The organism is Seinonella peptonophila (assembly GCF_900129355.1).
Taxonomy (GTDB): Bacteria; Bacillota; Bacilli; order Thermoactinomycetales; family Thermoactinomycetaceae; genus Seinonella; species Seinonella peptonophila.
On sequence record NZ_FQVL01000005.1, the window covers coordinates 75,608 to 101,675 of the forward strand.

The following is a 26,068-nucleotide window of genomic DNA, read 5'->3' on the forward strand; positions in this document are numbered from 1 at the left end:
CAACGTCATTTATCCGCCTTTCTCGATATCACGATGAATCACTTGAGTTTGCTCTCCTTCTTTAAAGGCTCGATAAAAGTATTCCGCAAGGGCGACTGAACGATGCTTCCCCCCAGTACATCCTATTGCAATCACCAGTTGTGTTTTTCCTTCTTTTTTATAATAAGGAAATAAAAAACGGAATAGATCTTCTAATTTGTGAACAAATTGTTGTGTTTCTTGCCACTTCATTACATATTCATAAACATCAATGGCCTTGCCTGTTTGAGGACGTAATTGATCAATGTAATGAGGGTTTGGGATAAACCGAACATCAAAGACAAGATCAGCATCGATCGGTATCCCATGCTTAAAGCCAAATGAAAGAAAACTGATACTCATGGATGAAGGTTCATCTTTACTAAAGAGAGCAGTCACCTGTCGTTTTAGTTCCAATGGTTTCAATGAGCTTGTATCAATCACTTCTTCTGCTTTCTCTCTTACATCAAGGAGTAATTTTCGCTCATGTTGAATACGCTCTAAAAGCGTCCCTTGGAATTGTAATGGGTGTCGGCGTCTCGTTTCCTTATAACGTCGAACAAGTGTTAAATCATCTGCATCAAGAAAGAGAATACGGTGGCGAATACCAGCATTTGCTTCAAGGCTTTTCAACGAATCCATCAGTGTATCGAAAAATTCGCGACCTCGTAAATCCACAACAATCGCTACCTTCTGTAATCCTTTCTCAGCCTGCTCCAAGAGTTCGGCAAACTTTGGTAATAGTAATGGTGGTAAGTTATCGATACAAAAATAACCTGTATCTTCAAGGCTTTGTATAGCAACTGTTTTTCCAGCACCTGACATTCCCGTAATCACAACAAGGTTAAACTCTCTATTTATCATCTTTCTCCCCATCCTATTGCTCAATATAGAAGAAATCTCGTGCAACGTTCATTTAATCATGATGGGTCTTCGAAAAGAGCGACTAAGCCTGCCGCCCCGATAATACCTGCTTGATTCCCTAGCTTTGCTGGAACAATCTCTACATCTTTAGCGGAATGTTGCTGCGCAATCTGCCTATATGCCTGGCGCAATGGTTGAAAAAGAGCTTCACCTGCGTTAGAAACGCCACCACCAACCACAAAACGCTGCGGATTAAGGATGACAGAGAGATGAGCAAATCCTTGTGCAAGCGCCTCTACTGTGCGTTGAATGATTTGTTTCGCTAGCGCATCACCTTTTGCAGCCGCTGCAAAAATTTCTGCTGGCGTAATGGTTGGCTCTTGCGTTAACAGTGTTGAGGTGCCTGCCTGGATCGCCGATGTTGCTTGATTCACCATACCAGTAGCTGATGCAATCGTTTCTAGACATCCGTTGCATCCACAGTTACAAGCTTGACCATGGGAATCAACTTGAATATGCCCGATTTCACCCGCAAAGCCACGAAATCCTGAGACTAACTGTCCATTCGCAATAATCCCACCGCCAACACCTGTGCCCAATGTTACACAGACAAGATCATCAACACCAACACCTGCGCCAACCCAAGACTCACCCAATGCAGCCACATTTGCATCGTTATTCATGATCACAGGTTTATCTAATGATGATTCCATTTGTTTGCAAATTGGCACTTGCTCCCAATGGAGATTCGTGAGATGGATGACAATCCCTTGCTTTAAATCGAGAAATCCTGGGAGTCCAAGCCCGATCCCCGAGACTTCATCCCATGAGATACCGGCTGATGCTACAAGTTCTTTAATATGAACATTCAAACGATGAATAGTTCGTTCTGCACCTTCTTCAGCTATAGTTGGTTTTTCTGTTTGTGCCAATAAATTCCCTGTAGAATCTGTCACACCGATCTTCATCGATGTTCCCCCCAAATCAACTCCGACAAAACTCTTCGTCAAGCGTCTTCCACCTCTTCCCCAAATATCCTATTACGTTCTTAACATATCATCTTTCATGCTTTATCTCAATTTTATGGTGGCTGAAAATGAATAAATTTACATATTTGACAAATGCACAAACCCATTATTCTTCATTTCAAGCAATCTACCTTTGTACAGATCAAGAGTCAAACCTATTTACTTCAATACTTGCTCCATAATAGGTAGTAGCTCTTTTGTATGATGAGAGACAGTTGATGGAGAAACGCCATATTTCTCGGCAATCTTTCTTTGGCTCAATTCAAGATGATCATAACGCCCTATCATATACTCAAAAGCTGCTGACCAAGCACCAAAACTGCGAACTTTTGGCAAGTTGCCACCCTTCTGACAGATAAAACCTGCCCATAGCCACTGTACATCTTCGCGCTGCCGATCCGTATACGTCGTCATTCCGTCTAAAGTACTTTCGAGTATTTTTGACCAAACTTCAAATTGTGTAGACAGAGTAGCCTCTCCTTGATCATCCAGACCTAATTCCAGTAGCTGTCCCTGAAACCAGATCATGTAGGGTGGCTTGGTACCCATCTGTCGTAGTACTAGCAGTGTCATTCTTTTTAGTTCATCATCTTCATGAGGCTTCACTAAAATGCGGCGCAAAAAGGCTTCACTTTTATCATTTGCCAAGTGCCCAAGAATTTGTACGACCTGTAAGCGCGATGACTGTGATCCCTGTGAGAATGCCCAAAGCATTGATTCAAATAATACCGTATTTAACTCTATTTTCACTCGCTTATGCCAGGAAAGGCGCATGAAAACTTCTTGGAATGGAAGATAAAAATAATAGCTTAAACGACCCAATTCTGTTTCACGCCCTTGCCAACGCTCTGCTTGTTCAAGATAGTATCGAAATACTTGAGAATCTGGAACCAATTCTAAGCCTAGACGCCAGTACCGTGCAGCTTCACGAAAACGACCAATATTCCAAGCCGCTACAGCTAAATAATGATATAAGTTGGTTTCTGCGGTCATTTCTAAGCGCAAAAAGCGATCAAATAATCGGTAAGCCGTTTGATCTTCACCTAAAATCCCCAATGAAGTAGCCAACTTATACAGCAAATCTGGATGCAATGGAATTAGCTTCTTCAAGACTTTCGTAAGCATTTGACTCATTTCCGTCTCTTCTACAGCATCTGAGAAAATAGCCAAGTTACATAATGCATGGATATTAGCGGAGTCTTGATCTAAGACTTTTTTGACGGTTGCAAAAGCCCGAGTAAAGTCTCCTAAATAATAATAAGCTAAGGAAAGGTTATTTTGAGCAGCGATAAAATCAGGATGCTCCTCTACTATCGGTTGTAGAAGTTCTACAGCTTTTTGGAACTGACCATTTTCTAACTGACGACGCGCTTCTTCGTGCTCTTTCATATATGCAGGCATCAATGTAGCGGTTTTCGGATCACGGGGTGAACGTCCTAACTCTGCCGCAATCATATACAAAAGCTCCTCTGCATCTTCAGCATACTCTCCATAAGGCTCATTTTGTAGATATTCTAGTAAAAACTCTTCTGATCGTTCGAACTCTTGGAGATTGGCATAGTTATTAGCCAGATAAAACCGACATTCATGCATTTCAGGTGCTACCTCATGAATCACTTGCTGCAAAATCTCGTTTGACTCTTCATAATAGCCCAACTCGGAGAGCAAACCTGCTAGATTGCAATAATTAATCGGATTATCTGGTTCTTTTTCAACACTGAGTCGAAAATAACGCAGTGCTTTTCCATATTGATGCTTGTCTAACGACCGAACGGCGCGTTCAAAGAAGAATCCGGCATCCAATTCCAAATGGACGACGTTTTCAGCCTGATCACTCTGTCCGAAAGGTGATTTTTTCATATTTCCCCTCCACCCAGCAAAGTCCATGCAATCGGCTGGTGGTTTGAAAAAGATTACATACCATCACGGAATAATGTACTGATCGAACCACCGTTATCTACAATACGAATTGCCTGACCTAACAGTGGTGCAATTGATAGAATTGTATAATGATCATCTGTTGTAGTTGGTAAAGCAATCGAATCGGTGACAACAATTTCACGTATGCCTGGATGCTTTAGTTTTGTAAATGCGTCATTTGAAAAGAGTGGATGTGTTGCACAAATATATGCTGGATGAGCGCCTTTTTCAATTAATCCTTCGATTACACTCACTATCGTTCCACCAGTATCGATCATGTCTTCAATGATAATCGGTGTATGATCTTCAACCTCACCGATAATATGCGTAATCTTTGCTTTATTATGACCGGGGCGCTTCTTCATCATAATAGCAAATGGCGCATCTAGATAGGTTGCTAGTTTTTCAGCAGTCTTCGCTCTACCTGCATCAGGTGAAACAATGACTGGTTTATGGATTCTCTTATTCTTTAAATATTCTGTAATATAATCAAGCGCAGTTAAATGATCTACAGGGATATTAAAGAAGCCCTGAATTGCAGGTGCATGAAGGTCAACTGTTATTACCCGATCAATTCCGGCAACTTGCAGGACATCGGCTAACATCTTTGCTGTAATCGGTTCACGTGGAGCGTCTTTCTTCTCCTGTCTCGCATATGCAAAGTATGGAACAACAGCTGTTATGCTTTTTGCTGAAGCGCGTCTAGCTGCATCCGCCATAATCAGTAGCTCCATTAAATTCTCATTTACAGGGTCTCCAAGTGTCTGTATTAAAAAGACATCCGCATTACGAACGCTCTCCTCATAATGTACATATATCTCACCGCTTTTAAACCGACTGATTCGCACTCTACCAAGGGGAACATCTAAATATCTTGATATATCTTCTGCTAATTTTGGATTTGATGTACCTGAAAAAATCATTCTTCTATCCATTACAACCACCTATTCATCGAAAAAAATAATTGCCCATTTCGCTACCATTATAACGTAGTCATCTTTGACAAGCCAACTTTTTAACTGATGCGTTCATATTCAGTTCATAGATGGTTCTTATAATCAAGCATACAAAGCAATAAAACAAGGAGGGAATAGCAACGGAACCTATAATCTATGTTAAAAATCCTGTTAAAAACTATAAGAGGGCAAAAAAGCTACTTTCAATGAGATTTACTTTAGGGCAACCTTTATATAAGCAAATAATGTGCGATACTCTTCAAACTGAATAGAGGTGAAAGATATGGCAAATATATTCATCGTTGATGATGATTCATATATTCGTGAATTAACAAGCTTGGTTTTACATAGAGAGGGCTTTCATATCTTTGAGGCATCAGATGGATATGAAGCCTTAACTTTGATTGAATCAGTAAAGCCTGACCTCGTCGTCCTAGATATTATGATGCCCAACATGGATGGCTGGGAACTTTGTCGTCAATTGCGGCAGTTTGACTCCACTCTCCCTATATTGATGTTAACAGCAAAAGGAGAGACTTCTCAAAAACTAAAAGGTTTTCAATTAGGAACAGATGATTATCTTACCAAGCCCTTTGAGACGGCAGAGCTAGTAGCTCGAGTAAAGGCATTGCTCAAACGATACCAAATTGTGTTTTCGCAGGTGATCCAAGTTGGTAAAATCCAGCTCAATCGCAAAACCTATGAAGCCCAGCTTGCAGGAGATCACTTAATTTTGCCCCTAAAAGAGTTTGAGTTACTATTTATGCTTGCAAGTTATCCAAATCAAACACTTCCACGAGATCGACTCATTGAACAAATCTGGGGTTATGACTATGAAGGAGATGAACGGACAGTCGATGTCCATATCAAGCGATTGCGCAGCAGATTTCCTGAAGAGAACAGCGGTTTCAAGATTACTACGGTACGTGGACTTGGTTACCGTTTGGAGGAAAAACAATGAAAAGGGATGTAAAAGAATTGGGCAAGAGAACCATTGGATTAATTGGCTTACTCTTAGCATTAAGTTTATTATGGGCCCTCTCCTTCAAAATAACCGCATATATCTATGATCTATTTGCAATTCAACCACATGAGCTGGTCAGACAATTAATCAATTCTCTGTTAGGTTTTTTCCTGTTCTTCTTTGTGATCTACCTGATCTCCAGATTGGGGTTGGACAGACAAAAAGATCGCCTTGATCTTTTTGTAAATGCGATTAGACAAATTGCCCAAGGCAACTTTCATATTCAATTACCCAAAACCAAAAATCATATGTTCATAAAATTGGTTGAAAGTATCAACGATATGGCACAGCGATTAGGCCATATGGAAACCATGCGTCAAGAATTTATCTCTAACGTATCCCATGAAATCCAATCCCCGCTTACTTCGATTCGCGGATTTGCTAGAGAGTTAAAGGAAGGTAACCTACCTCCGCAAGAGCAAAAACGATATTTAGAAATTATCGAGATTGAGAGTAAACGTCTTTCCAATATTAGTGAGAATCTATTAAAGCTAACCTCTTTAGAATCTGCAGAGCCACCGTTTGAACCGAATCGATACCGATTGGATCAGCAAATTCAATCTGTCATTCTGATCTGTGAGCCACAATGGTTGGCTAAACAGCTTGATATAAACATTTCATTACCTAAGACAGTGATCACAGCAGATGAGACCCTAATGAGTCAAGTCTGGATGAACTTGATTCATAATAGCATCAAATTTACACCAAACAATGGAACCATACACATTTCAATAGAGTCAAATGTTGATTCAATTCAGGTCATCATCCAGGATAGCGGCATCGGAATGAGCAGGGAAGACCAATTTCACATATTTGAACGATTTTACAAAGCAGATCGTTCTCGCAACCGCAAAACGGCAGGAAGCGGTCTTGGTCTGTCCATCGTAAAGAAGATTATAGAACTGCATCAAGGAAAAATCGAAGTCCAAAGTCAACTCAAACAAGGAAGCACATTTGTGGTCACACTTCCTTACAACAATAAGTCTCATCCAAATTTAGAAAAACTTAGTAGCAAATAGGCCTAGAAAAGGCTCGCAATCAGTCCACTTTCAGTCGCTAATGAAAAGGCTACAAATTAAAACGGAGCTTACATGAGTAAGCTCCGCTCCTGATTGACTGACCGAATACGCTCAGCCATATGGAGATGGATTGATTCACAAATTTTTGGGAAAGTTGTTCAATGCTAGGTATTGCTAGAAAAAATTCCTACGCTTTATAGCATACAGCCTCTTGACCGTAAAATCAAGAGATCGTTTTCATTTACTTATTTTGATGTCTTTCGGCAAGGACGGACAAGACATCTGCAAGTGGAAGTTGTTGTTGTCTAAGCAGTACCAAAAGATGATACAACAAATCGGCTGCTTCATTACTTAATTCATGTGCAGAGTGATTTTTAGCGGCAATAATTACTTCGGATGATTCCTCGCCAACTTTTTTTAGAATTTTATCAAGCCCTTGTTCAAATAAATAGGTCGTGTAAGCACCCTCAGGTCGCTCTTGCTCACGTTCCGCAATCAATGCTTCTAATTGCTGTAAAATGGTTGTCTGCGTCACCTGCTGTTCGCTTGATGATTGGAAACAACTATAACTCCCAGTATGACAAGCAGGCCCTAGCGGTCTAACACGAACAAGAATCGCATCCTGGTCACAATCCGCCTGAATCGAAACAACACGTTGTCGATTCCCTGATGTCGCTCCTTTATGCCAAAGCTCTTGCCTAGAGCGGCTGTAAAACCAAGTCTCACCACTTTCAATCGTGCGCTCCAGCGATTCTCGATTCATATATGCAAGTGTTAACACATCGCCTTGTTCTGCATCCTGTACAATTGCAGGTATGAGACCTTTTGCATCAAATTTCATTTCATTTGGATTTAGATCAACTTTCATCGCATCTCAAATCCTTTCTCACGTAGAGATTCTTTCACGCTGGCAATGGAAACCTCTTGATAATGAAAAATCGATGCCGCAAGTGCTGCCGATACGGAGGTTTGGGCAAAAACATCAACAAAATGTTGTTCATCTCCAGCTCCTCCCGAGGCAATCACCGGAACAGACACCGCTTCTGTCACTTGCTGATTTAAGCGAATATCAAAACCATTTTTTTGTCCATCTTGATCCATACTGGTTAAGAGAATTTCCCCTGCACCACGATGAACAGCTTCTTTTGCCCATTCAACTGCTGTCTTTTCCACTCGTTGACGCCCACCATGTGTATAGACAAACCAATCTTCTCGCTCTTCATCATACTTTGCATCAATTGCAACCACGATACATTGATTTCCAAAACGAACAGCACCAGCAGTAATTAATTCAGGATTTAACAAGGATGCCGTATTGAGTGACACTTTATCCGCTCCAGCATGAAGAATGCGTAACATATCTTCGACCGTACTAATCCCGCCCCCAACAGTAAAGGGAATCGTCAGCTCGGCAGCCGCCCGGCGAACAATTTCCACCATTGTTTTCCGCCCTTCATGGGAAGCGGAAATATCGAGAAACACCAGTTCATCTGCACGTTGTTGATCATATAGAGCTGCTAGTTCGATTGGATCACCCGCATCGCGCAGATTTACAAATGAGACACCTTTGACGACCCGACCATCCTTCACATCTAGACAAGGGATAATCCGTTTGGTTGTCAACGCCCAGTCACCTCCTGCCGTGCTACTGTGAGCGCTTCGAGAAGTTGAAATGCATGGGTATAAAGCGCCTTCCCGATAATGACTCCACCCACACCATCTGTAGATACGGATGCAAGTTGTTTGATATCTGTTAATGAACGAACACCGCCTGAAGCAATCACTTCCCGTCCGCAAGCCTTCGCAAGAGCTGCCACAGCTTCCACATTTACTCCAGATAACATACCATCCCGAGCAATATCTGTAAAAATAAATGTTTCTGCCCCTAAGTTCGCCATTTCAATCGCACATTTCTCTGCTGAAATCTTTGATGTATCTAACCAGCCGTGTGTTGCGACCATTCCATCTCGGGCATCGATTCCGATGGCAATTCGTCGTCCATATGCTCGCAATGCTTGAGCCACAAACTCAGGATGATCAATAGCTGCTGATCCGATAATGATGCGGTCAACTCCAATCGATAACAAGCGCTCTAATCGATCCATATCCCGAACGCCCCCACCTACTTGAATCGGGATACCAGTTGCTTGTACCATATTACGGATCACCTGAAGATTGATTAATTCACCTTCACGCGCGCCATCCAAATCAACGACATGAATCCATTCTGCGCCTTCTTGCACAAATCGCTCTGCTACCTGTACTGGATCATCTGCATAGATCGTCTCTTGTTGGTAATCTCCTTGTTTTAGGCGAACGCATCGCCCTCCGCGAATATCAATCGCGGGATAAAGTGTAAACTTCATGCTTGAAACTTCCCTTCTGTAGCAAACTGAGCAAATCGAGCCAATAGTCTGCGACCTAATTGTCCGCTCTTCTCCGGATGAAATTGCATCCCAAAGATATGATTGCGAGCTACCACAGCTGTCACGGGTTGATCATAGTCAGTATCTGCGATTACATCGCTTTCGTTATCTGCTTCCACATGAAAAGAATGGACAAAATAGACATAATCCTCTTCTAAATTTTGAAAGAGCGGATGGATTTGGCGAAAGCGGAGCCAACTCCAACCCATATGCGGAATTGGATTTGCTGTCACGAAGGGAACAACACGTCCAGGTAATAAATTAAGCCCTTGATAAAACCCATGTTCATTACTACTCGTAAACAATAATTGCATTCCTAGGCAAATACCAAGCAATGGTTTTCCTGTCAGTGCCTCTTTACGGATCCATTCTATTAAATTACGCTTTGCTAACTCTTCCATCGCATTACCAAAAGCGCCTACTCCGGGTAATATAAGACCATCCGCAGCTTGTAAGCGCTCTGGATCAGCTGTGATTTCCCAGGAAAACCCCATCTTCTCTAACGCTTGGCTCACGCTATATAAATTCCCCATCCCATAGTCGATGATCGCAATCATTTATAAAACTCCTTTTGCTGAAAGTACACCTTCGATTCTCGGATCGATCTGTGTTGCTTCATCCAAGGCTCTTCCCAGCGCTTTAAAGAGCGATTCAATCATATGATGGGAGTTTTGCCCATAGTGTAAGACTGCATGAAGATTGATCCTCGACTCTAAAGCAAACTTCCAAAAGAATTCTCTTACTAATTCTGTAGCAAATGACCCGACTTGCAAGGTAGGAAAAGTCGCTCGATATTCCAAATGAGGGCGATTGGATACATCGACTACGACTTGTCCAAGAGCATCATCCATTGGGACAAAACTATTGCCAAATCGTCGAATCCCCCTTTTCGCCCCTAAAGATTGCTGAAAAGCCTGTCCCAGGCAAATCGCAATATCCTCCACTGTATGATGGTCATCGATCTCGATATCTCCTTTTGCATCTATATCTAGATCAAATTGCCCATGCTTTGCAAAAGAATCTAACATATGCTCGAGAAAAGGAACGCCTGTATGAAGCTTTGTTTTCCCCGTACCATCCAAATTTAATGTAAGATCAATCTCTGTTTCCAATGTATTGCGCTGAATTCGTGCAACGCGTGATTGGGTCATTCTGATTCCCGCCCTTTCTCTTCTTCAACTCGTACACGCAAAGAGTTAGCATGACCTCTTAATCCCTCTGCTTCAGCAAGTGTGATCACATGGTCAGCATCACGCAAGCAATCTTCACGGCTATAGGCGATCACATTGGTTCGTTTGATAAAACTATCGACACCTAATGGTGAGAAGAAGCGAGCTGTACCACTTGTGGGAAGTACATGATTAGGTCCTGCATAATAGTCTCCTACAGTTTCAGGACTATAATGTCCTAAAAAGACTGCCCCGGCATTCTTTATCTTTGGCAACCAAGTCCAAGGATCATTCACAGCTAATTCCAAATGCTCAGGCGCCAATTGATTAGCTAGACGAGCAGCTTGATCTAGATTCTCGACAAGCGCAATCGCGCCTTGGTCCTTTAAGGATGCCTTGGCGATTTCTTCACGAGGCAATTTTTTTAACTGCCGATTTACCTCTTTCGCTACTTGCTCTGCTAATTCTGTCGAAGGTGTGATCAAAATCGCAGCTGCCATCGGATCATGTTCTGCTTGTGAAAGCAAATCAGCAGCTACAAATTTTGCCTTGGCACTATCATCTGCTATGATCACCACTTCGCTTGGCCCAGCAAAACTATCGATGTCGACCTGACCATAAACATGTTCCTTTGCCAATGCAACAAAGATATTTCCCGGACCTACAATTTTATCTACAGGAGAGATCGTCTCGGTACCATAAGCGAGTGCAGCAATTGCTTGCGCACCACCTACTTTATGGATGGTAGAAATCCCTAGCTGCTTCGCTGCTACAAGTACTGTTGGAGCAATCGTTCCATCTGCTTGTGGTGGAGTGACAAGCGCAATCTCCTTTACACCAGCAACTTGTGCTGGAATGACATTCATGAGAACAGTAGATGGATATGCAGCCCTACCTCCAGGTACATATACACCCACACGCTCCAACGGCTGGATAAGCTGTCCTAACTGCGTTCCTGTCTCCTCTTGCATCAACCAAGAATTTTGACGTTGTCGTTCGTGAAAAGCTCGAATTCGCTTTCCAGCTTCTTCTAAAGCTTGAATAAAGTCAGATTCTACTTGCTGCATCGCCTGCGCAAATTCATCTTCCTGCACAGTGAATGTAGACAAATCGGCGCCATCAAATCGCTCTGTGAATCGATACAGGGCTGCATCACCATCATTTTGCACCTGCCCAATAATATCTCGAACTACCTGCCGCTCCCGTGCTGTTCCCATCGAACGTTCACGCTTAACTGTCAACTGTGCTCCGTTCACGATTTGGATCAATTGTTTCACTCCCTTGCACAACTTCTGCTAGACGATCAGATAGCTTTTGAATTTGTGTATTTTTCATCCGATAGCTTGCCCGATTCCCTATCAATCGAGAGGTGACAGAGACGATTTCTTCTAATTCAACAAGTCCATTTTCACGCAATGTCTGACCTGTTGATACAATATCAACAATCCTGTCAGCCAATCCGACAATCGGCGCTAACTCGATTGAGCCATTCATTTTAATGACTTCTACTTGTTCCCCTCGGCTTTTAAAATAATTTTCTGCTATAACCGGATATTTTGTTGCCACACGAGGATTGGGAGCTGGCTTCCAACTAGGCAAGCCAGCTACAGCCATCTTACATGGACTGATTCGTAAATCAAGCAACTCATAGACATCCCGTTGTTCTTCAAGCAAAACATCTTTCCCAACTACGCCTAAATCGGCAACACCGTATTCAACATAGATGGCTACATCCATTGGTTTTGCCAGGAAAAACTGCAATCCTGCTTCAGGCAAAGTGACCGTTAATTTGCGTGAGTCTGAAGCAAATTCATCTGGAATGGCAAAACCTGAACGACGCATTAAATCAAGCGCTTCTTCAAAGATTCTACCTTTAGGCATAGCAATCGTTAAAGGTTCAACCGCCATCCTCGCTCACTCCTTTCCTATATAGATAACATGCAGATCATCTCTATCGATCTCCTGATCTACTAAAATAGAATCAACTCTTTTTAAAATCACTACATTCCCTTGCTCTCGCATTTCTTGTGCAACCAAAAATGCTTTCTGCTTGTATGCTTGTTCATAGTAAACCCAAGTCGAGGATGGTTCTACTTCTTGCAGCGATGATACTTCAAGAAGTCGATCCAACTGTAACGCAAATCCAGTAGCAGGTAATGGTCGTTTAAAGCTAGATAACAGTTGATCATATCGACCACCACTCAATAAAGGAAATCCACTATCAGCGGCATACGCTTCAAATACAATTCCAGTATAATAACCCACATTTCCCGTGAGAGAGGGGTCAAAGACAATTGATTCTGCCTCACCTAACGCCATCAAAAGTTCCCAGGCATCCAGTAAATGCTGATGATCAGTCTGCAAACTTCCCTGAAAAAATGGACTCTCTTGTGGATGCTTTCGCACCCGCAAAAGTGCTAACAATTCATCTTTTAATTTCTGGTCATTAATCCACTGCTCGACATATTGCTGGTAACCCGCTAAGTTTCGCTGTTCCAATGCCTGCTTTAAAGCAATTACTTGCTCATTTTGCTCAATCCGTTCTTTTAACCAAGTATCGAGCAATCCAATATGACCAATGGCAATCTGAAATGGTGTACTCTCACATGCACGAACCGCTTCCATCGCTAACCGAATCACTTCCACATCTGCCTCCGGTCCAGCTAATCCGATCAATTCAATACCAGATTGAAGCAATTCTGCTTTTCGTCCCGTTTCGCTTTCCTGTGCGCGAAAAACGGAGGAATGGTAGCTGAGCCGAATGGGCAATGGTTCTTCTTTTAATAAAGAAGCGACCACACGGGCAATGGGTGCCGTCTGATCAGGCTTTAAGACAAGAGTATTTCCTTCTCGATCCATACATTTAAACATCCGTTGTTCAGCGACCGCACTGGCACTTCCCACTGTATCATAAAATTCTAAGGTCGGCGTAAGGATCTCCTGATATCCCCACTTAGAAAATTGTCGTTGAAGCCGCTCTTCCAACAAACGTTTTTTACGCGCAAAAGGCGGGGTAAAGTCCCGAAACCCCGTTGGTTTCTCAAATGATTGTGGTCTGACCAATACATTGACCTCCTCAAACACTTTAACTTGCTAATATGATAAAGCAAAAATGTATCACTCATTATAGCATTCCCTTACAGCATTGACTACTACTGTCTTATAATCAAACATAGCTAAATAATGGTATCGAAAATTTTTCCTTCTCCATAACATGGGGTCGATCAAACCATCACTTGAGATGGACTACCAAAACAGTTTGTCTTTAAAAAATCATTAGCAGAGACTCTCATCATCTTTTACTTCTTTCATCCAATGAATCATTTGTTCCAACGCTTTTCGTCGATAGGAATGATACATTTGCCGTTCTATGCTTAATTGTTGTGTAACTTTGGTCTCTCCATCAGGAATAAAGATCGGGTCAAAAGGTAACCCTGGTTCTGGTTGTGGCTGTGGTGGAAATGGATCAACCATTGATCCTTCTGTCTTAGCATGGAAAAAAGCCATTTTCCCACGAAAAGCAAGCCCAATCACTCCTTCAAACCAAGCTGTCCGTTTTTCTCCCACCAGTAACTTTTCGAAACCGCGATACCCAATTCGCTCAAATATCCGTTTGGAAAGGATTCCTGGAAATTTAGGATAAGCAGTGAGAAAAAGCCCTGAATCCTCAACCATTATCGGCTCGACTCCGATGGCAACCGCTTGTGCTAACTTTTGTTCAGCTATGGTTCGAATGGTTCCTGTTATTGCTTCTTCTAGTTCGATCTCCAATGGAACCACTTCGATCCCATAAGGAAGAAGTACTTTGTTCACTTCTTGCTGTTTACCTTTGTTCTGTGTTGCAAAGTAGAGTTTCAATCGTAACAGCAGCCTCCTCGATAGATGTATTTTCCTCTTAAAATATGATATCCTACGTTACGATAAAGATGCTGTACGGAAAGGATGTCGCACATTGTACTCCCTCATTCGAAAAATACTTTTTCGCGTTGATGCTGAAATGGCGCATCATTTGACGGTAAACTTGCTAAAAATCGTTCAACAAGTCCCTGAGGTAAGACGTAACTTAGAACGATTTTTCCAAGTCCAGGACCCACGTCTAACGACCCACTGTATGGGACTTACATTTCCAAATCCAGTAGGTATGGCTGCTGGTTTTGATAAACACGCAGAAATTTATCCTGCTCTTGCCGCGCTTGGCTTTGGATATATTGAGGTAGGGACTTTAACACCTCGTCCCCAATCAGGAAATCCGCGACCAAGAATCTTCCGGCTTCCAGTTGACCAAGCTGTAATCAACAGGATGGGATTTAATAACAAAGGAGCAGAGGCGGCAAAACAATCTTTTATCCGATTGCCTCGTCCAAGAGTACCCATTGGTATTAACCTAGGCAAAAACAAAACAACCCCTAATGATCAGGCTGCTGAAGATTATCTATTAGGCTTGGAAACCCTGTATCCATATGGGGACTACTTTGTCATCAATATTAGTTCCCCTAATACAGCAGGTCTTCGCGATCTGCAAGAAGTAGAGTTTCTCCGTGATCTATTAGAGCGTATTATTATGAAGCGTAATCAACAAGCGGTGGAAAATGGGAGCAAACATCCTATTTTAGTTAAAATAGCACCTGATCTGACCGATGAACAACTCAGCGATATTATAGCAACTGCTAAACTTGTTGGGATCGATGGAATTATCGCTACCAATACCACCATTGAGCGTTCTCATCTACAATCCATGCATCGAGAACAAACGGGTGGTTTAAGCGGTCGTCCATTGACACAACGATCACTCTCATTTATTCGGACCTTATATCAAGAGTTGAAAGGTACGATTCCGATCATCGGAGTAGGTGGTATTTTCACAGGTCGTGATGCATTTGACAAGATTACAGCTGGAGCAACATTGATTCAGGTATATACAGGCATGATTTATCAGGGGCCAGCTATTGTAAAACAGATCAACCGAGAGTTGATCCAAATTTTGAATCAGTCTGGTTTATCCTCAATCGAAGAGGCAATCGGTAACGCACACTCTGCTTCATTATAAAATAGTCGGACAAGTGTCCGACCCAGATTGTGCGTCCGATATTACCCCTTCTTTTTTATAATTTGCATTGGGTTGCCGACTACAAATTGATAAGGCTCAACATCTTTACTTACTACCGTGCCCGCACCAATGACAGCATGATCACCTATCGTTACGCCTGGCAAAATGGTCGTATTTGCGCCGATCATCACTTGATCTCCAATTACGACATGCCCCAAGCGATACTCATCAATTAAATATTCATGCGTTAGAATTGTTGTATTATACCCGATAATTGTGTTTTTCCCTATTTTAATCCGTTCAGGATAGAGTAGATCAAGCATCACCATAAAGGCAAATGCTGTCTGCTCTCCAATCTCCATTCGTAAAAAAACTCGATATAACCAACGTTTCATCGCCATCCAAGGAATCATTCGTCCTAATAAAATGATACATGTATTCTTTAACACTTTAAAAAATGATACTGTCTGGTAAATTTGCCACAAAGCGTTACTACCTTGAACAGAAAATCTTTCAAGCCGACGCATTGACTATTGTTCTCCCACTTGTTGTGCATTTGTTGGTACTGTCAGGCGAGGCATCGCATCCATATCACGGTATTTTTCAGTAACTCCCTTCACACGTCGCCAAACCACACAAACAATCGCCAATAAGATTAAGCAAAAACTTACCAACTGGGCAATTCGGATATTTCCTCCTTCAAGCAAACCTGGTTGAAAGAGTAGGCGCATGGGCGACCAGATGAAGTTAAGTAGATGTTCCAACCAGCTAGGTCCATAGAAAGCTAAACTATCTGTGCGAATTCCTTCGATAAAAAAGCGACCAAGTGAGTACCAAAAAAGATAGGCAAAAAAGACTTCACCACGCAGCGGATTCCAATAACGTAGTAATAGTAAAAGCGCGACTCCAACAAGGCTCCATATAGATTCATATAAAAATGTTGGATGGAAGTATGTACCTTGAATATTCATCTGCTCGATGATCCAATTGGGCAGATGTAAATGCTGTAAGAAAGAGCGGCTGACAGGTCCTCCATGCGCTTCTTGATTAATAAAGTTACCCCAACGCCCAATCATTTGTCCTAAAAGGATACTAGGAGCAATTAAATCAGCCAAAATTAAAAATGGAATTTTCTTCACACGAACAAACAGATATCCAACTAAAAAGGCCCCGATTAGTCCACCGTGTATTGCTAATCCGCCTTTCCAAACGGCAATAATATCTGCTGGATGGGCAAAATAGTAGTCCCATTGAAAGATCACGTAATAAAGTCTAGCGCCAATGATGGCAGCTGGAATACACCAAATCATCAAGTCAAGAACGATTTCGCTATCAATCCCTCTTCTTTTCGCTTCCCATGTTGCTAGCCATAAACCGATCAAAGCGGCAGATCCCATAATAATGCCATACCAATGGATTGAAACCCAGCCAAATGAGATCGCAACAGGGTTAATTACAGTCGCAAACATATGCAAATTCCTTTCTTTAATAACTCTAACCCCTTCATAGTACCGCAAAACACGCCGAAAGAGAAATCGATCCGATAATTGACAAAATAAAAAGAAAATGATAAAATCTGCATATTATCATTTAGATGATTATGTTTTAATTATTTTTATGCAAACGCTGTATTTCTTTAAAAAAAGGACTTATTATTTCATATATCCTCATCTAAGAGACCGATTTTATCGAATATGAGGGAGTTTGTTGAATGTTCCAATTAAAACCGAATATAGATAAGCAAATAGATACATTTGATTGTGTTGAATGTGGCAGCAAAAAATCCGTTACTGTCAGAGATAATCGTGGTTACTGTCAAACAATCGGTTGTTTACAAGGAGACTTGGTACAATTTGTCTTTCATCCAGACTGGACCAAGCCAAAGACAAGCCGTGCAGGCCGCGAGATTTGGTGGCTATCATCATGACTACACTCTCTCGTGGAGTGTGGTTTTTTATTCGTCGGAAAAATCATCTGAGTCTTCAATCGCTTTTCCTAATTGTTGTACAAATTGCTGCGCTGCATGAAAACCTAATCGTTTTAATCTAAAATTCATTGCGGCTACTTCAATGATTACAGCAAGATTTCGTCCCGGTCGAACAGGAATTGTTAACTTGGGGATCTCCGTTTCAATAATTGTATAATTCTCTTCATCTAAACCGAGTCGATCATAATGCTGCTGTTCTTGCCAAGCTTCAAGCTGGATCACTAAGGAAATACGCTTTCGATCCCGAACGGCACCTGCGCCAAACAGTGTCATAACATTGATAATGCCAACACCACGAATCTCTAACAGATAGCGGATCAGCTTTGGTGCGGTTCCTACCAATGAGTTCTCATCGTATTGGTAAATCTCCACCGCATCATCCGCAATCAGGCGATGCCCTCTTTTTACTAATTCTAAAGCAGTTTCGCTCTTTCCAATGCCACTTGATCCCATCAATAAGACACCTACACCATACACATCAATCAAGACACCATGAAGCGTTGTAGACGGTGCTAGATTATATTCGAGATAATTTGTAACACGGCTACCAAAGCGAGTAGTCGCTTGTGAAGTTCGCAAAACAGGAACACGGCTTTTTTTTGCCCCATTGATTAATTCGCGGGGAATTTCTAATTTCCTTGTGATAATAATACAAGGGATATCAGGATGACAAAATTCCATCAGTCGGTTTGCACGTGTCTGTTCATCTAGCCCCTGTAAAAAAGTAAGTTCTGTCCTACCCAACAGCTGAATTCGTTCCACGGGATGATAGGTAAAGAAACCTGCCATTTCTAAACCTGGTCTATGTAAATCACTGACTTCAATTGGACGGTGAAGCTGATTCCAATCCGTCATCACTTCTAAAGAAAACTCTTTTACCAAATCCTTCACTGTTACTTTTTTACTCATCTTTGGATGTATCCCTTCTCCATCAATTTCTTCTATTATAGTGAAGTACATTACTCTTTGAAACATACATGAAGTTAGATAGAATGAAGGTAACCATCTGACTTAGTTGAACATTTACGAAAGGAGTTTTAATATGAAATCCTTGATAAAACGAATTATCATAAACAAGTTGATCACTTTGATTTCCCGACTTTTAAAGCGATAAATATTTTCATGAAAACAAACGTATATATCACACCTTTCTTCAAGACTAGGGACATATTAACTAATTTTGTTGAAATCTTAAACAAAAACAGGGTAAACTACTTACAAATCAACATACTTTTATGATCTAAATTATTCTGATTTTTTCTACTCACTTAATATGCAATAATTCTTCAACAGGCTTGTTTCTTTTCCTTCTTTCAAAATTTTTTACTTGAAGCCGTGTTCTAAGGAGATGAATCAAAAATCATGATGTTATCTGATATTATTCCAAGAGTAGTCGCTTGGATTATGATTGTAACGGGATTAGGGCTAGGAGGATATAATGGCTACCAATGGTGGGATCAAAGTAATCCTGAAGTAGATGATCCCCAACTTGCAGCCCAAGTCACAAAGATATCTAAAAACTGGAATAGTACAAAAGAAGAGAAATCTTTAACCACAGTTGGAGATTCAATGCTGAATCAGGAATCACCGACCCCTGATCAGACAACGAATAATCCGCCTGAAAATCAAAATACAACACAAGTTACACCAAATCAGCAGCAACAACAACCAGAAAAGACAGAACAGCCCAAACAACAACAGCCTGAGCAGCAGCAAACGCAAACCAAACCTCAACAAACACAAGTTGAAAAAAAGCCCACTACCCAAGTAACCACACACAAACCGGATAAAATAGGTAGCAAAATCGGAACTCTTTATATCCCACGGATGGGAAAAACTTATCCTATTATTGAAGGTACGGATGATAATTCATTAAAAAAAGGTGTTGGTAAGTACATTGGTTATGGTACTGTTGCACCTGATCAAACAGGACATGTTGTTCTCTCTGGACACCGGGATACCGTCTTTCGTGGACTAAACAAAGTAGTGAAGGGCGATAAGCTTTACGTACATTACCATGGGAAAATATACGCATATCAAGTACGTAAAATCTGGAGAGTAAACAAAGATGACCGCACTGTAATTGTGCCGACCAAGACACCTGTACTTACCCTGACCACCTGTTATCCATTTGATTTCGTAGGTTCAGCACCTGAACGGTATATTATTCAATCTGACCTGATTCCGTTAAGTCAATAATTTGAAAGCAACGAACTGTTGCTTTCTTTTTTGTATACTGTTCGCTTTTTATCCGAATATACGAACATTCCCGTTTAAAAACAACGAAATTAATATAAAAAAACAAACATTCCATAAAAACTTTTTGTATTATTTTATTCAATGTATAAATGGTTTGATATTTATGAAAAGGTGTATTTCGGCGAGATCACTTATAAAACAAGCACTCTCTGTGCACTGCCCATATTAAAAACATCCTTAAAACAGATAAGAACATTCACAAAAATATATTTGGTAAACAATCCAATTTCTGTTATAATGCAATTGCTGAATTTTCAGCACTATTTTAAGGGGGGTTTTCATGTTAAATCTATCCATTGCAGGGCCCAAAGAAGAGCGCAAACGCTTTCTTGACCATTTCCGAGTACAGCCTTACTATCAGTTACTGTCACCTGATGGTGACTACGAGTTAAAAGAGGATGCGGCAACTGTCGTTCAATTTGAGTTTCAACATCAAGTACTAAAACCATCGTTGCGCAAATCTTTTTGGGTTGAGTTGGTGACAGAAGATCAGGAAAAGCTTCGTATTCATCTACTGGATGGAAATGTCATCAACATGGGGAATGGGAATACGATCATCTATGGGAAAAATTATGACATATTTTCTCCCAAAAAAACCCACTGTTCCTCGAAAACAGTGGATTATAAAAAAGAAGGACTGATGCTATTATAGTATAGACAGCCGCTTCAATATCAGAATAGTCAAATAACCATTCGCCTCTGCCGATGATTCCAACATGGAAATTCCGACCTTCCCAAGCATCGACAGAGGTATTTTCTATATATTCATACATTCGCTTAATCTTACTAAAATCCTTTATTTTTATTAACGAACCACATTCGATTATGCATTTATTTTCAACACAGGTTAAATTTTTACAGCATCTTTTATCGAGCTTGAACTCGCTTTACCAATTCAATCATTTTCCCTTCCCACTGTCGTAGCCAATAACTGACTCGATTCATTTCATTGGAAAGAGATTGTGTAGGTAAAAATAGACTAATGGTGATGAGTTCACTTTCTTTGTGGGGATAGATCGCAATTCTACCTGGAAGATAGAGACCCGCTAGCAAATCTGTTAAGAGAATGTTTTTACTTAGATCAGGCTCAATAAATTCAAGTATCCAATAAAAATGACCGAGGGAGATCCCCCGTTCTAATAACTTTGTTTGCATATCTGTCTTTCTCACAAGGGCTAGTTTAGACTGCTTGCTCTCTTCTTCAAAAGCACGAACTACATCTTCAATTGGGCCACTTACTTGTGTTGTATATGCAGTCATCAACGTTCACCCTTTCACTTTACCAGTTCTGGTTGATTTGAGGCTAATACAGGTGCTAAAAAATGTCCTGTATGTGACTCTGCTACTTGTATGATCTGTTCAGGAGTCCCTTCTGCAACGATCATTCCGCCCCCAGTACCACCCTCAGGTCCCAAATCAATCACATGATCGGCTGTTTTGATCACATCAAGATTATGCTCGATAACAAGTACACTTTCCCCGCTCTCAACTAAACGTTCTAATACTTTTAAAAGCCTTGCCACATCCTCCATATGAAGACCTGTGGTAGGTTCATCTAAAATATAGAGCGTTCGACCTGTACTCCGTTTGTAGAGTTCTGAAGCTAGTTTGACGCGCTGTGCTTCCCCACCGGACAACGTCGTTGCCGGTTGACCCAATTTCACATATCCTAATCCAACATCAACCAGTGTTTGCAACTTTCGATTGATTCGTGGGATCGCTTCAAAAAAGACAAGCGCATCCTCAACAGTCAAATCTAAGACATCAGCAATTGTTTTGCCTTTATACTTAATTTGCAATGTATCGCGGTTATAACGTTTTCCATTACATTCTTCACATGGGACATAAACATCTGGCAAGAAGTGCATCTCGATCTTGATGATTCCATCACCTCTGCAAGCCTCACAGCGGCCTCCTTTCACATTAAAACTAAATCGCCCCTTCTGATACCCACGTACTTTTGCCTCCGGTGTAGAGGCAAAAACTGACCGAATATCATCAAAAACGCCTGTGTAGGTGGCTGGATTACTGCGTGGTGTCCGCCCAATTGGTGCTTGATTGATATCAATGACCTTATCAATATGCTCCAAACCTTTGATATTACGATATTTCCCTGGAGTTACTTTCGACCGATAAAGATGTCTAGATAATGCTTTGAGTAAAATTTCATTTACCAAAGTACTTTTTCCAGAGCCTGATACGCCCGTTACACATGTAAATAGCCCCAACGGAACTTTTGCATGCACATTTTTGAGGTTATTTTCAGCAGCACCAACGATTTCTAACCATTTCCCATTTGGTTTGCGACGCTGCTCAGGAATCGGAATCTCTTTTCGTCTACTCAAGTATTGCCCTGTAAGGGACTTGGGATGTTTCATTACTTCCTCAGGTGTTCCAATCGCAATGATCTGTCCACCATGCACACCAGCTCCTGGACCAACGTCAATCAAATAGTCCGCAGCCCGCATTGTATCTTCATCATGCTCTACAACAATTAAAGTATTACCCAAATCACGCATTTTTTCCATGGTTGCGATTAATCGGGCATTATCTCTTTGGTGCAAACCAATACTTGGTTCATCCAAAATATACAGAACACCCATCAAACTTGATCCGATCTGTGTAGCTAGTCGTATTCGCTGTGCTTCACCGCCAGATAATGTAGCTGCCGCACGATGCAAGGTTAAATAATCGAGCCCTACATCGATTAAAAACTGCAAACGACTCTTAATCTCACGTAAAACAAGACGTGCAATTTGATACTCTTTTTCAGTCAGTTGTAACTGGGTAAAAAATTGGTGTGCTTGCTGAATGGAAAGACGTGTTAACGCAGTTATATTCTGCTGATTGATCAGAACATGTAAGCTCTCTTGTCGCAATCGATCTCCATTACATGTTGAACACTCTTTCTCTACCATATACCCTTCAATATAATCTCGAGCCATGTCAGAATTCGTCTCGCGATGTCTCCGCTTTAATTGAGGGATTAAACCTTCAAATGTAACTTCCTTTCGGTGCGAAAATCCAGACTCACTTTCATATTCAAACAAAAATTTCTGCTTAGAACCATATAGAATCTTTTTCTTATCTGCTGCTGGTAAATCTTCATATGGACAATCCATATCAATCTTTTGTGCTTTACAAAAAGAAGTTAGCATTTGAAAGTAATAAGTCCGTTTTTCAGATGACCAAAAGCCCAGCGCACCTTCACGCAACGACTTATGGGGATCGTTGACAACCAATTGTGGATCAATCTCCATTCGTGTCCCCAAGCCATCACAAGTCGGACATGCGCCAAATGGATTATTAAATGAAAACATTCTAGGTGTTAATTCATCCATACTGAAGCCGCACTCTGGGCAGGCATAATTTTGACTAAATTTCAACTCTTGTTCTCCGATTACATCGATTAAAACATCCCCATCAGAGAGTTGAAGGGCAATCTCCAATGAGTCGGTCAGCCTTGTTTCAATTCCCTCTTTTAAAATTAAGCGATCAACAATTACCTCAATTGTATGTTTCTTGTTTTTCTCCAATTGAATCTCTTCCGAAAGATCACGAATTTCGCCATCAACTCTGACACGCACAAATCCTTCTTTACGAATCTCTTGAAGTTTTTTTTGATGCTCTCCTTTTCTACCCTTTACCAGGGGAGCAATCACTTGAATCCGGCTTCGCTCAGGCAGTTCTATAATCCGATCAACCATTTGTGGAATGGTTTGAGACCGAATCGGGATACCATGTTCTGGGCAATGCGGCTGTCCAACCCTAGCAAACAGAAGTCGGAAGTAATCGTATATCTCCGTAATCGTCCCTACAGTAGAGCGAGGATTACGACTAGTTGATTTTTGATCGATTGAAATTGCGGGAGACAATCCTTCTATTCGGTCTACATCCGGTTTCTCCATCTGCCCTAAAAATTGTCGTGCATATGCTGATAAGGATTCGACATAGCGTCGTTGTCCTTCTGCATAAATGGTATCAAAGGCAAGTGAGGACTTTCCTGAACCAGAAAGCCCTGTAATCACTACAAGTTGATCGCGTGGAATCACAACATCAATATTTTTTAGATTATGAACACGCGCACCGTATATCTCAATATTTTCTTGAACCATCTTTTGCTTTATGCTCCTTCCGCTTTTAATTGCATGAGTAAATCACGTAACTCCGCCGCTCGTTCAAACTGCAAATCTTTTGCTGCTTGTTTCATTTCTTGCTCTAATTGCTCCAATAGAGCAGCTCGTGCCTTTTTATCTGAAAGGCGATCTGACGAAATACTATACTCAGCTTGATCTTCAGCCACTTTCGTCGCCTCGATTACTTCTTGCACTGCTTTTTGAATCGTTTGAGGCGTAATGTGATGTTCTTTGTTATATGCCTCTTGTTTCCGACGTCTTCTTTCTGTCTCCTCAATTGCTTTCTTCATTGAATCAGTCACATGATCGGCGTACATAATCACTTCGCCATTTGCATTACGAGCAGCACGTCCAATTGTTTGGATAAGTGAACGCTCAGCCCGTAAAAACCCTTCCTTATCAGCATCTAAAATAGCTACTAATGATACCTCTGGCAAGTCTAAACCCTCGCGTAATAGGTTAATTCCAATAAGCACATCGAATTCACCTAAACGCAAGTCACGCAGAATTTCCATCCGTTCAATTGTTTTAATATCAGAGTGCAAGTAGCGCACCTTAATACCAATTTCCTTTAGATAATCTGTTAAATCCTCAGACATCTTTTTCGTAAGTGTTGTAACGAGTACTCGCTCATTTCGCTGAATCCGTTCACGGATTTTACCGATCAGATGATCAATTTGCCCAGCAATCGGCTGAACTTCGATTTTTGGATCAAGTAGCCCAGTCGGACGAATAATCTGCTCTACAAAATCAGGGGCAATTTCCAGTTCATAAGGACCTGGTGTAGCAGAGACAAAAATCATCTGCTTCACTCTACTTTCAAATTCCTCAAATTTAAGCGGACGATTATCTTTAGCAGAAGGAAGACGAAAACCATGATCAACTAGCACTTGTTTGCGTGCTTGATCGCCATTATACATCGCCCGAATTTGGGGAATCGTTTGATGCGATTCATCTGCTATGATCAGAAAGTTTTCTGGAAAATAATCGATCAGCGTATAGGGGGACTCTCCTGCTTTTTTACCAATCAAATGACGCGAATAGTTTTCAATCCCAGAACAGAAGCCAATCTCACGCATCATTTCCAGGTCATAACGTGTCCGCTGTTCTAATCGTTGTGCTTCAAGAAGCCGACCTTCTTGCTGAAATAGTGTAAGCTGTTCTTTCAACTCAAACTCAATATCGCGAATTGCTCGAGCTAACACTTCATCTCTGGTCACATAATGAGAAGCAGGAAAGATCGCCACATGTTCCCGATCTCCAATCACTTCACCTGTTAAAACATCGATCTCCCGAATTCGTTCGATCTCATCTCCAAAGAACTCAACGCGAACTGCTTGCTCACTTCGAGAGACAGGGAAAATCTCTAGTACATCGCCACGCACACGAAATGTCCCCCGTGCAAAATTCATATCATTTCGTTGATACTGGATATCAATCAGTTTACGAATGATTTGATTTCGATCTTTTTCCATTCCTACACGAAGAGACAAAACCAAATCTCGATACTCAGAGGGAGAACCTAAACCATAAATGCAGGAGACACTTGCAACTACGATTACATCTGTACGTTCAAACAATGCACTGGTAGCTGAATGTCGCAATTTATCAATTTCATCATTAATCGATGAGTCTTTTTCAATATAAGTATCTGTTGCTGGTACATAGGCTTCTGGCTGAAAGTAATCGTAGTAACTAACAAAATACTCTACTGCATTTTCGGGGAAGAATGACTTCAACTCTCCACATAGTTGAGCTGCAAGTGTTTTATTTGGTGCAATCAACAGTGTTGGTTTATTTACACGAGCAATGGTTTGAGCGATTGTAAAAGTCTTCCCAGTACCTGTTGCCCCCAACAGCGTCTGATATTTATGATTCTCTTGGATACCTTTGACAAGTTTTTCAATCGCTTGTGGTTGATCACCCATTGGTTGAAATGGTGCTGATATTTTAAATGTTGACTTCACCAGAATCGCCTCGTTTTCTCTATGATTAACAGATCGTAGCTGAATCATGCTAACCTTTCAATGATTCTTCTTAAAATCAATTTTAAGCCCGTAAATTGTCTAGTTTACTATTATGTACTTTTCTATTATAGCACAATCATTAACAAATAGAGAACAAGGGTTCCATACGTGAAAAATCTGGCATTCATATAGACCGCCAGATTTAGAATGTTTCACTCTTTTTTTCGATTCACTAGGACAAAGGTAGT

The 26,068-nt window shown here is 41.1% G+C and carries 25 protein-coding genes; 6 read left to right on the forward strand and 19 right to left on the reverse strand.

What is annotated here, in order from left to right; translation table 11 throughout:
• Positions 1 to 9 precede the first annotated feature (9 nt).
• From rapZ to BUB71_RS10000, 4 genes are all read right to left on the reverse strand, one after another.
• Positions 10 to 882, reverse strand: coding sequence for an RNase adapter RapZ (rapZ, locus tag BUB71_RS09985; RefSeq protein WP_139279058.1), 873 nt, complete (start codon positions 880 to 882; stop codon positions 10 to 12).
• A gap of 56 nt (positions 883 to 938) precedes the next feature.
• Positions 939 to 1,892, reverse strand: a complete 954-nt coding sequence (locus BUB71_RS09990; RefSeq protein WP_073154704.1) for an ROK family protein — start codon at positions 1,890 to 1,892, stop codon at positions 939 to 941.
• A 177-nt stretch (positions 1,893 to 2,069) separates the two neighbouring features.
• The gene (locus BUB71_RS09995) at positions 2,070 to 3,770 is read right to left on the reverse strand and encodes a tetratricopeptide repeat protein (protein ID WP_073154705.1); all 1,701 of its coding nucleotides are present in this window, start codon (positions 3,768 to 3,770) and stop codon (positions 2,070 to 2,072) included.
• A gap of 53 nt (positions 3,771 to 3,823) precedes the next feature.
• Entirely contained in the window at positions 3,824 to 4,765 is a 942-nt protein-coding gene (locus BUB71_RS10000; protein ID WP_073154706.1) for a ribose-phosphate diphosphokinase, read from the reverse strand.
• Between the two features lie 304 nt (positions 4,766 to 5,069).
• Here BUB71_RS10000 and BUB71_RS10005 point away from each other — a divergent pair, with 304 nt between their 5' ends.
• The gene (locus BUB71_RS10005; protein ID WP_073154707.1) at positions 5,070 to 5,747 is read left to right on the forward strand and encodes a response regulator transcription factor; all 678 of its coding nucleotides are present in this window, start codon (positions 5,070 to 5,072) and stop codon (positions 5,745 to 5,747) included.
• Positions 5,744 to 6,829 (forward strand): sensor histidine kinase, encoded by a 1,086-nt coding sequence (locus tag BUB71_RS10010; protein WP_073154708.1) that lies wholly within the window; start codon positions 5,744 to 5,746, stop codon positions 6,827 to 6,829. Before BUB71_RS10005 ends, BUB71_RS10010 begins: the two co-directional genes overlap by 4 nt.
• Positions 6,830 to 7,070: 241 nt before the next feature.
• On the opposite strand, the gene hisIE is transcribed toward BUB71_RS10010, so the two are convergent.
• The 9 genes from hisIE to BUB71_RS10055 all read right to left on the reverse strand — a co-directional run bounded on the left by hisIE (position 7,071) and on the right by BUB71_RS10055 (position 14,282).
• Entirely contained in the window at positions 7,071 to 7,697 is a 627-nt protein-coding gene (hisIE, locus tag BUB71_RS10015; RefSeq protein ID WP_073154709.1) for a bifunctional phosphoribosyl-AMP cyclohydrolase/phosphoribosyl-ATP diphosphatase HisIE, read from the reverse strand.
• Complete coding sequence (gene hisF / locus BUB71_RS10020) at positions 7,694 to 8,452, reverse strand: imidazole glycerol phosphate synthase subunit HisF (RefSeq protein ID WP_073154710.1); 759 nt, start codon at positions 8,450 to 8,452, stop codon at positions 7,694 to 7,696. The genes hisIE and hisF overlap by 4 nt, the downstream gene beginning before the upstream one ends.
• Complete coding sequence (gene hisA / locus BUB71_RS10025; protein ID WP_073154711.1) at positions 8,449 to 9,195, reverse strand: 1-(5-phosphoribosyl)-5-[(5-phosphoribosylamino)methylideneamino]imidazole-4-carboxamide isomerase; 747 nt, start codon at positions 9,193 to 9,195, stop codon at positions 8,449 to 8,451. Before hisA ends, hisF begins: the two co-directional genes overlap by 4 nt.
• Positions 9,192 to 9,812, reverse strand: coding sequence for an imidazole glycerol phosphate synthase subunit HisH (gene hisH, locus BUB71_RS10030; protein ID WP_073154712.1), 621 nt, complete (start codon positions 9,810 to 9,812; stop codon positions 9,192 to 9,194). The genes hisA and hisH overlap by 4 nt, the downstream gene beginning before the upstream one ends.
• Positions 9,813 to 10,406, reverse strand: coding sequence for an imidazoleglycerol-phosphate dehydratase HisB (hisB, locus tag BUB71_RS10035; protein ID WP_073154713.1), 594 nt, complete (start codon positions 10,404 to 10,406; stop codon positions 9,813 to 9,815).
• A complete protein-coding gene (hisD, locus tag BUB71_RS10040) occupies positions 10,403 to 11,689 on the reverse strand; it encodes a histidinol dehydrogenase (protein ID WP_073154840.1) in 1,287 nt (428 codons plus the stop codon). Before hisD ends, hisB begins: the two co-directional genes overlap by 4 nt.
• Complete coding sequence (gene hisG / locus BUB71_RS10045) at positions 11,655 to 12,332, reverse strand: ATP phosphoribosyltransferase (protein ID WP_073154714.1); 678 nt, start codon at positions 12,330 to 12,332, stop codon at positions 11,655 to 11,657. The genes hisD and hisG overlap by 35 nt, the downstream gene beginning before the upstream one ends.
• A gap of 6 nt (positions 12,333 to 12,338) precedes the next feature.
• A complete protein-coding gene (gene hisZ, locus BUB71_RS10050; protein WP_073154715.1) occupies positions 12,339 to 13,487 on the reverse strand; it encodes an ATP phosphoribosyltransferase regulatory subunit in 1,149 nt (382 codons plus the stop codon).
• Between the two features lie 213 nt (positions 13,488 to 13,700).
• Positions 13,701 to 14,282: a non-canonical purine NTP pyrophosphatase gene (locus BUB71_RS10055; protein ID WP_073154716.1), complete on the reverse strand. Its 582-nt coding sequence runs from the start codon at positions 14,280 to 14,282 to the stop codon at positions 13,701 to 13,703.
• Between the two features lie 94 nt (positions 14,283 to 14,376).
• Here BUB71_RS10055 and BUB71_RS10060 point away from each other — a divergent pair, with 94 nt between their 5' ends.
• Complete coding sequence (locus BUB71_RS10060) at positions 14,377 to 15,471, forward strand: quinone-dependent dihydroorotate dehydrogenase (protein ID WP_073154717.1); 1,095 nt, start codon at positions 14,377 to 14,379, stop codon at positions 15,469 to 15,471.
• A 41-nt stretch (positions 15,472 to 15,512) separates the two neighbouring features.
• On the opposite strand, the gene BUB71_RS10065 is transcribed toward BUB71_RS10060, so the two are convergent.
• Together BUB71_RS10065 and lgt are read right to left on the reverse strand one after the other, a co-directional pair.
• On the reverse strand, positions 15,513 to 15,998 hold the full coding sequence (locus BUB71_RS10065) for an acyltransferase (protein WP_073154718.1): 486 nt from the start codon (positions 15,996 to 15,998) through the stop codon (positions 15,513 to 15,515).
• A gap of 3 nt (positions 15,999 to 16,001) precedes the next feature.
• A complete protein-coding gene (lgt, locus tag BUB71_RS10070; RefSeq protein WP_073154719.1) occupies positions 16,002 to 16,940 on the reverse strand; it encodes a prolipoprotein diacylglyceryl transferase in 939 nt (312 codons plus the stop codon).
• A gap of 242 nt (positions 16,941 to 17,182) precedes the next feature.
• Between lgt and BUB71_RS10075 the strand changes: the two genes are divergently transcribed.
• Positions 17,183 to 17,398 (forward strand): hypothetical protein, encoded by a 216-nt coding sequence (locus tag BUB71_RS10075; RefSeq protein WP_073154720.1) that lies wholly within the window; start codon positions 17,183 to 17,185, stop codon positions 17,396 to 17,398.
• A 27-nt stretch (positions 17,399 to 17,425) separates the two neighbouring features.
• Here BUB71_RS10075 and hprK read toward each other — a convergent pair whose 3' ends face one another.
• Positions 17,426 to 18,367 (reverse strand): HPr(Ser) kinase/phosphatase, encoded by a 942-nt coding sequence (gene hprK, locus BUB71_RS10080; protein WP_073154841.1) that lies wholly within the window; start codon positions 18,365 to 18,367, stop codon positions 17,426 to 17,428.
• 453 nt (positions 18,368 to 18,820) lie between these two features.
• Between hprK and BUB71_RS10085 the strand changes: the two genes are divergently transcribed.
• Together BUB71_RS10085 and BUB71_RS10090 are read left to right on the forward strand one after the other, a co-directional pair.
• Positions 18,821 to 19,657, forward strand: coding sequence for a class D sortase (locus tag BUB71_RS10085; RefSeq protein WP_073154721.1), 837 nt, complete (start codon positions 18,821 to 18,823; stop codon positions 19,655 to 19,657).
• Positions 19,658 to 19,997: 340 nt separating this feature from the next.
• Entirely contained in the window at positions 19,998 to 20,369 is a 372-nt protein-coding gene (locus BUB71_RS10090; protein ID WP_073154722.1) for a hypothetical protein, read from the forward strand.
• A gap of 215 nt (positions 20,370 to 20,584) precedes the next feature.
• Here BUB71_RS10090 and BUB71_RS10095 read toward each other — a convergent pair whose 3' ends face one another.
• From BUB71_RS10095 to uvrB, 3 genes are read right to left on the reverse strand one after another with little or no spacing between them, the layout of a single operon-like run.
• A complete protein-coding gene (locus BUB71_RS10095) occupies positions 20,585 to 20,977 on the reverse strand; it encodes a DUF302 domain-containing protein (protein ID WP_073154723.1) in 393 nt (130 codons plus the stop codon).
• A gap of 14 nt (positions 20,978 to 20,991) precedes the next feature.
• Positions 20,992 to 23,832: an excinuclease ABC subunit UvrA gene (gene uvrA, locus BUB71_RS10100; RefSeq protein WP_073154724.1), complete on the reverse strand. Its 2,841-nt coding sequence runs from the start codon at positions 23,830 to 23,832 to the stop codon at positions 20,992 to 20,994.
• A gap of 8 nt (positions 23,833 to 23,840) precedes the next feature.
• The gene (gene uvrB, locus BUB71_RS10105) at positions 23,841 to 25,781 is read right to left on the reverse strand and encodes an excinuclease ABC subunit UvrB (RefSeq protein WP_422785140.1); all 1,941 of its coding nucleotides are present in this window, start codon (positions 25,779 to 25,781) and stop codon (positions 23,841 to 23,843) included.
• Positions 25,782 to 26,068: the final 287 nt, after the last annotated feature.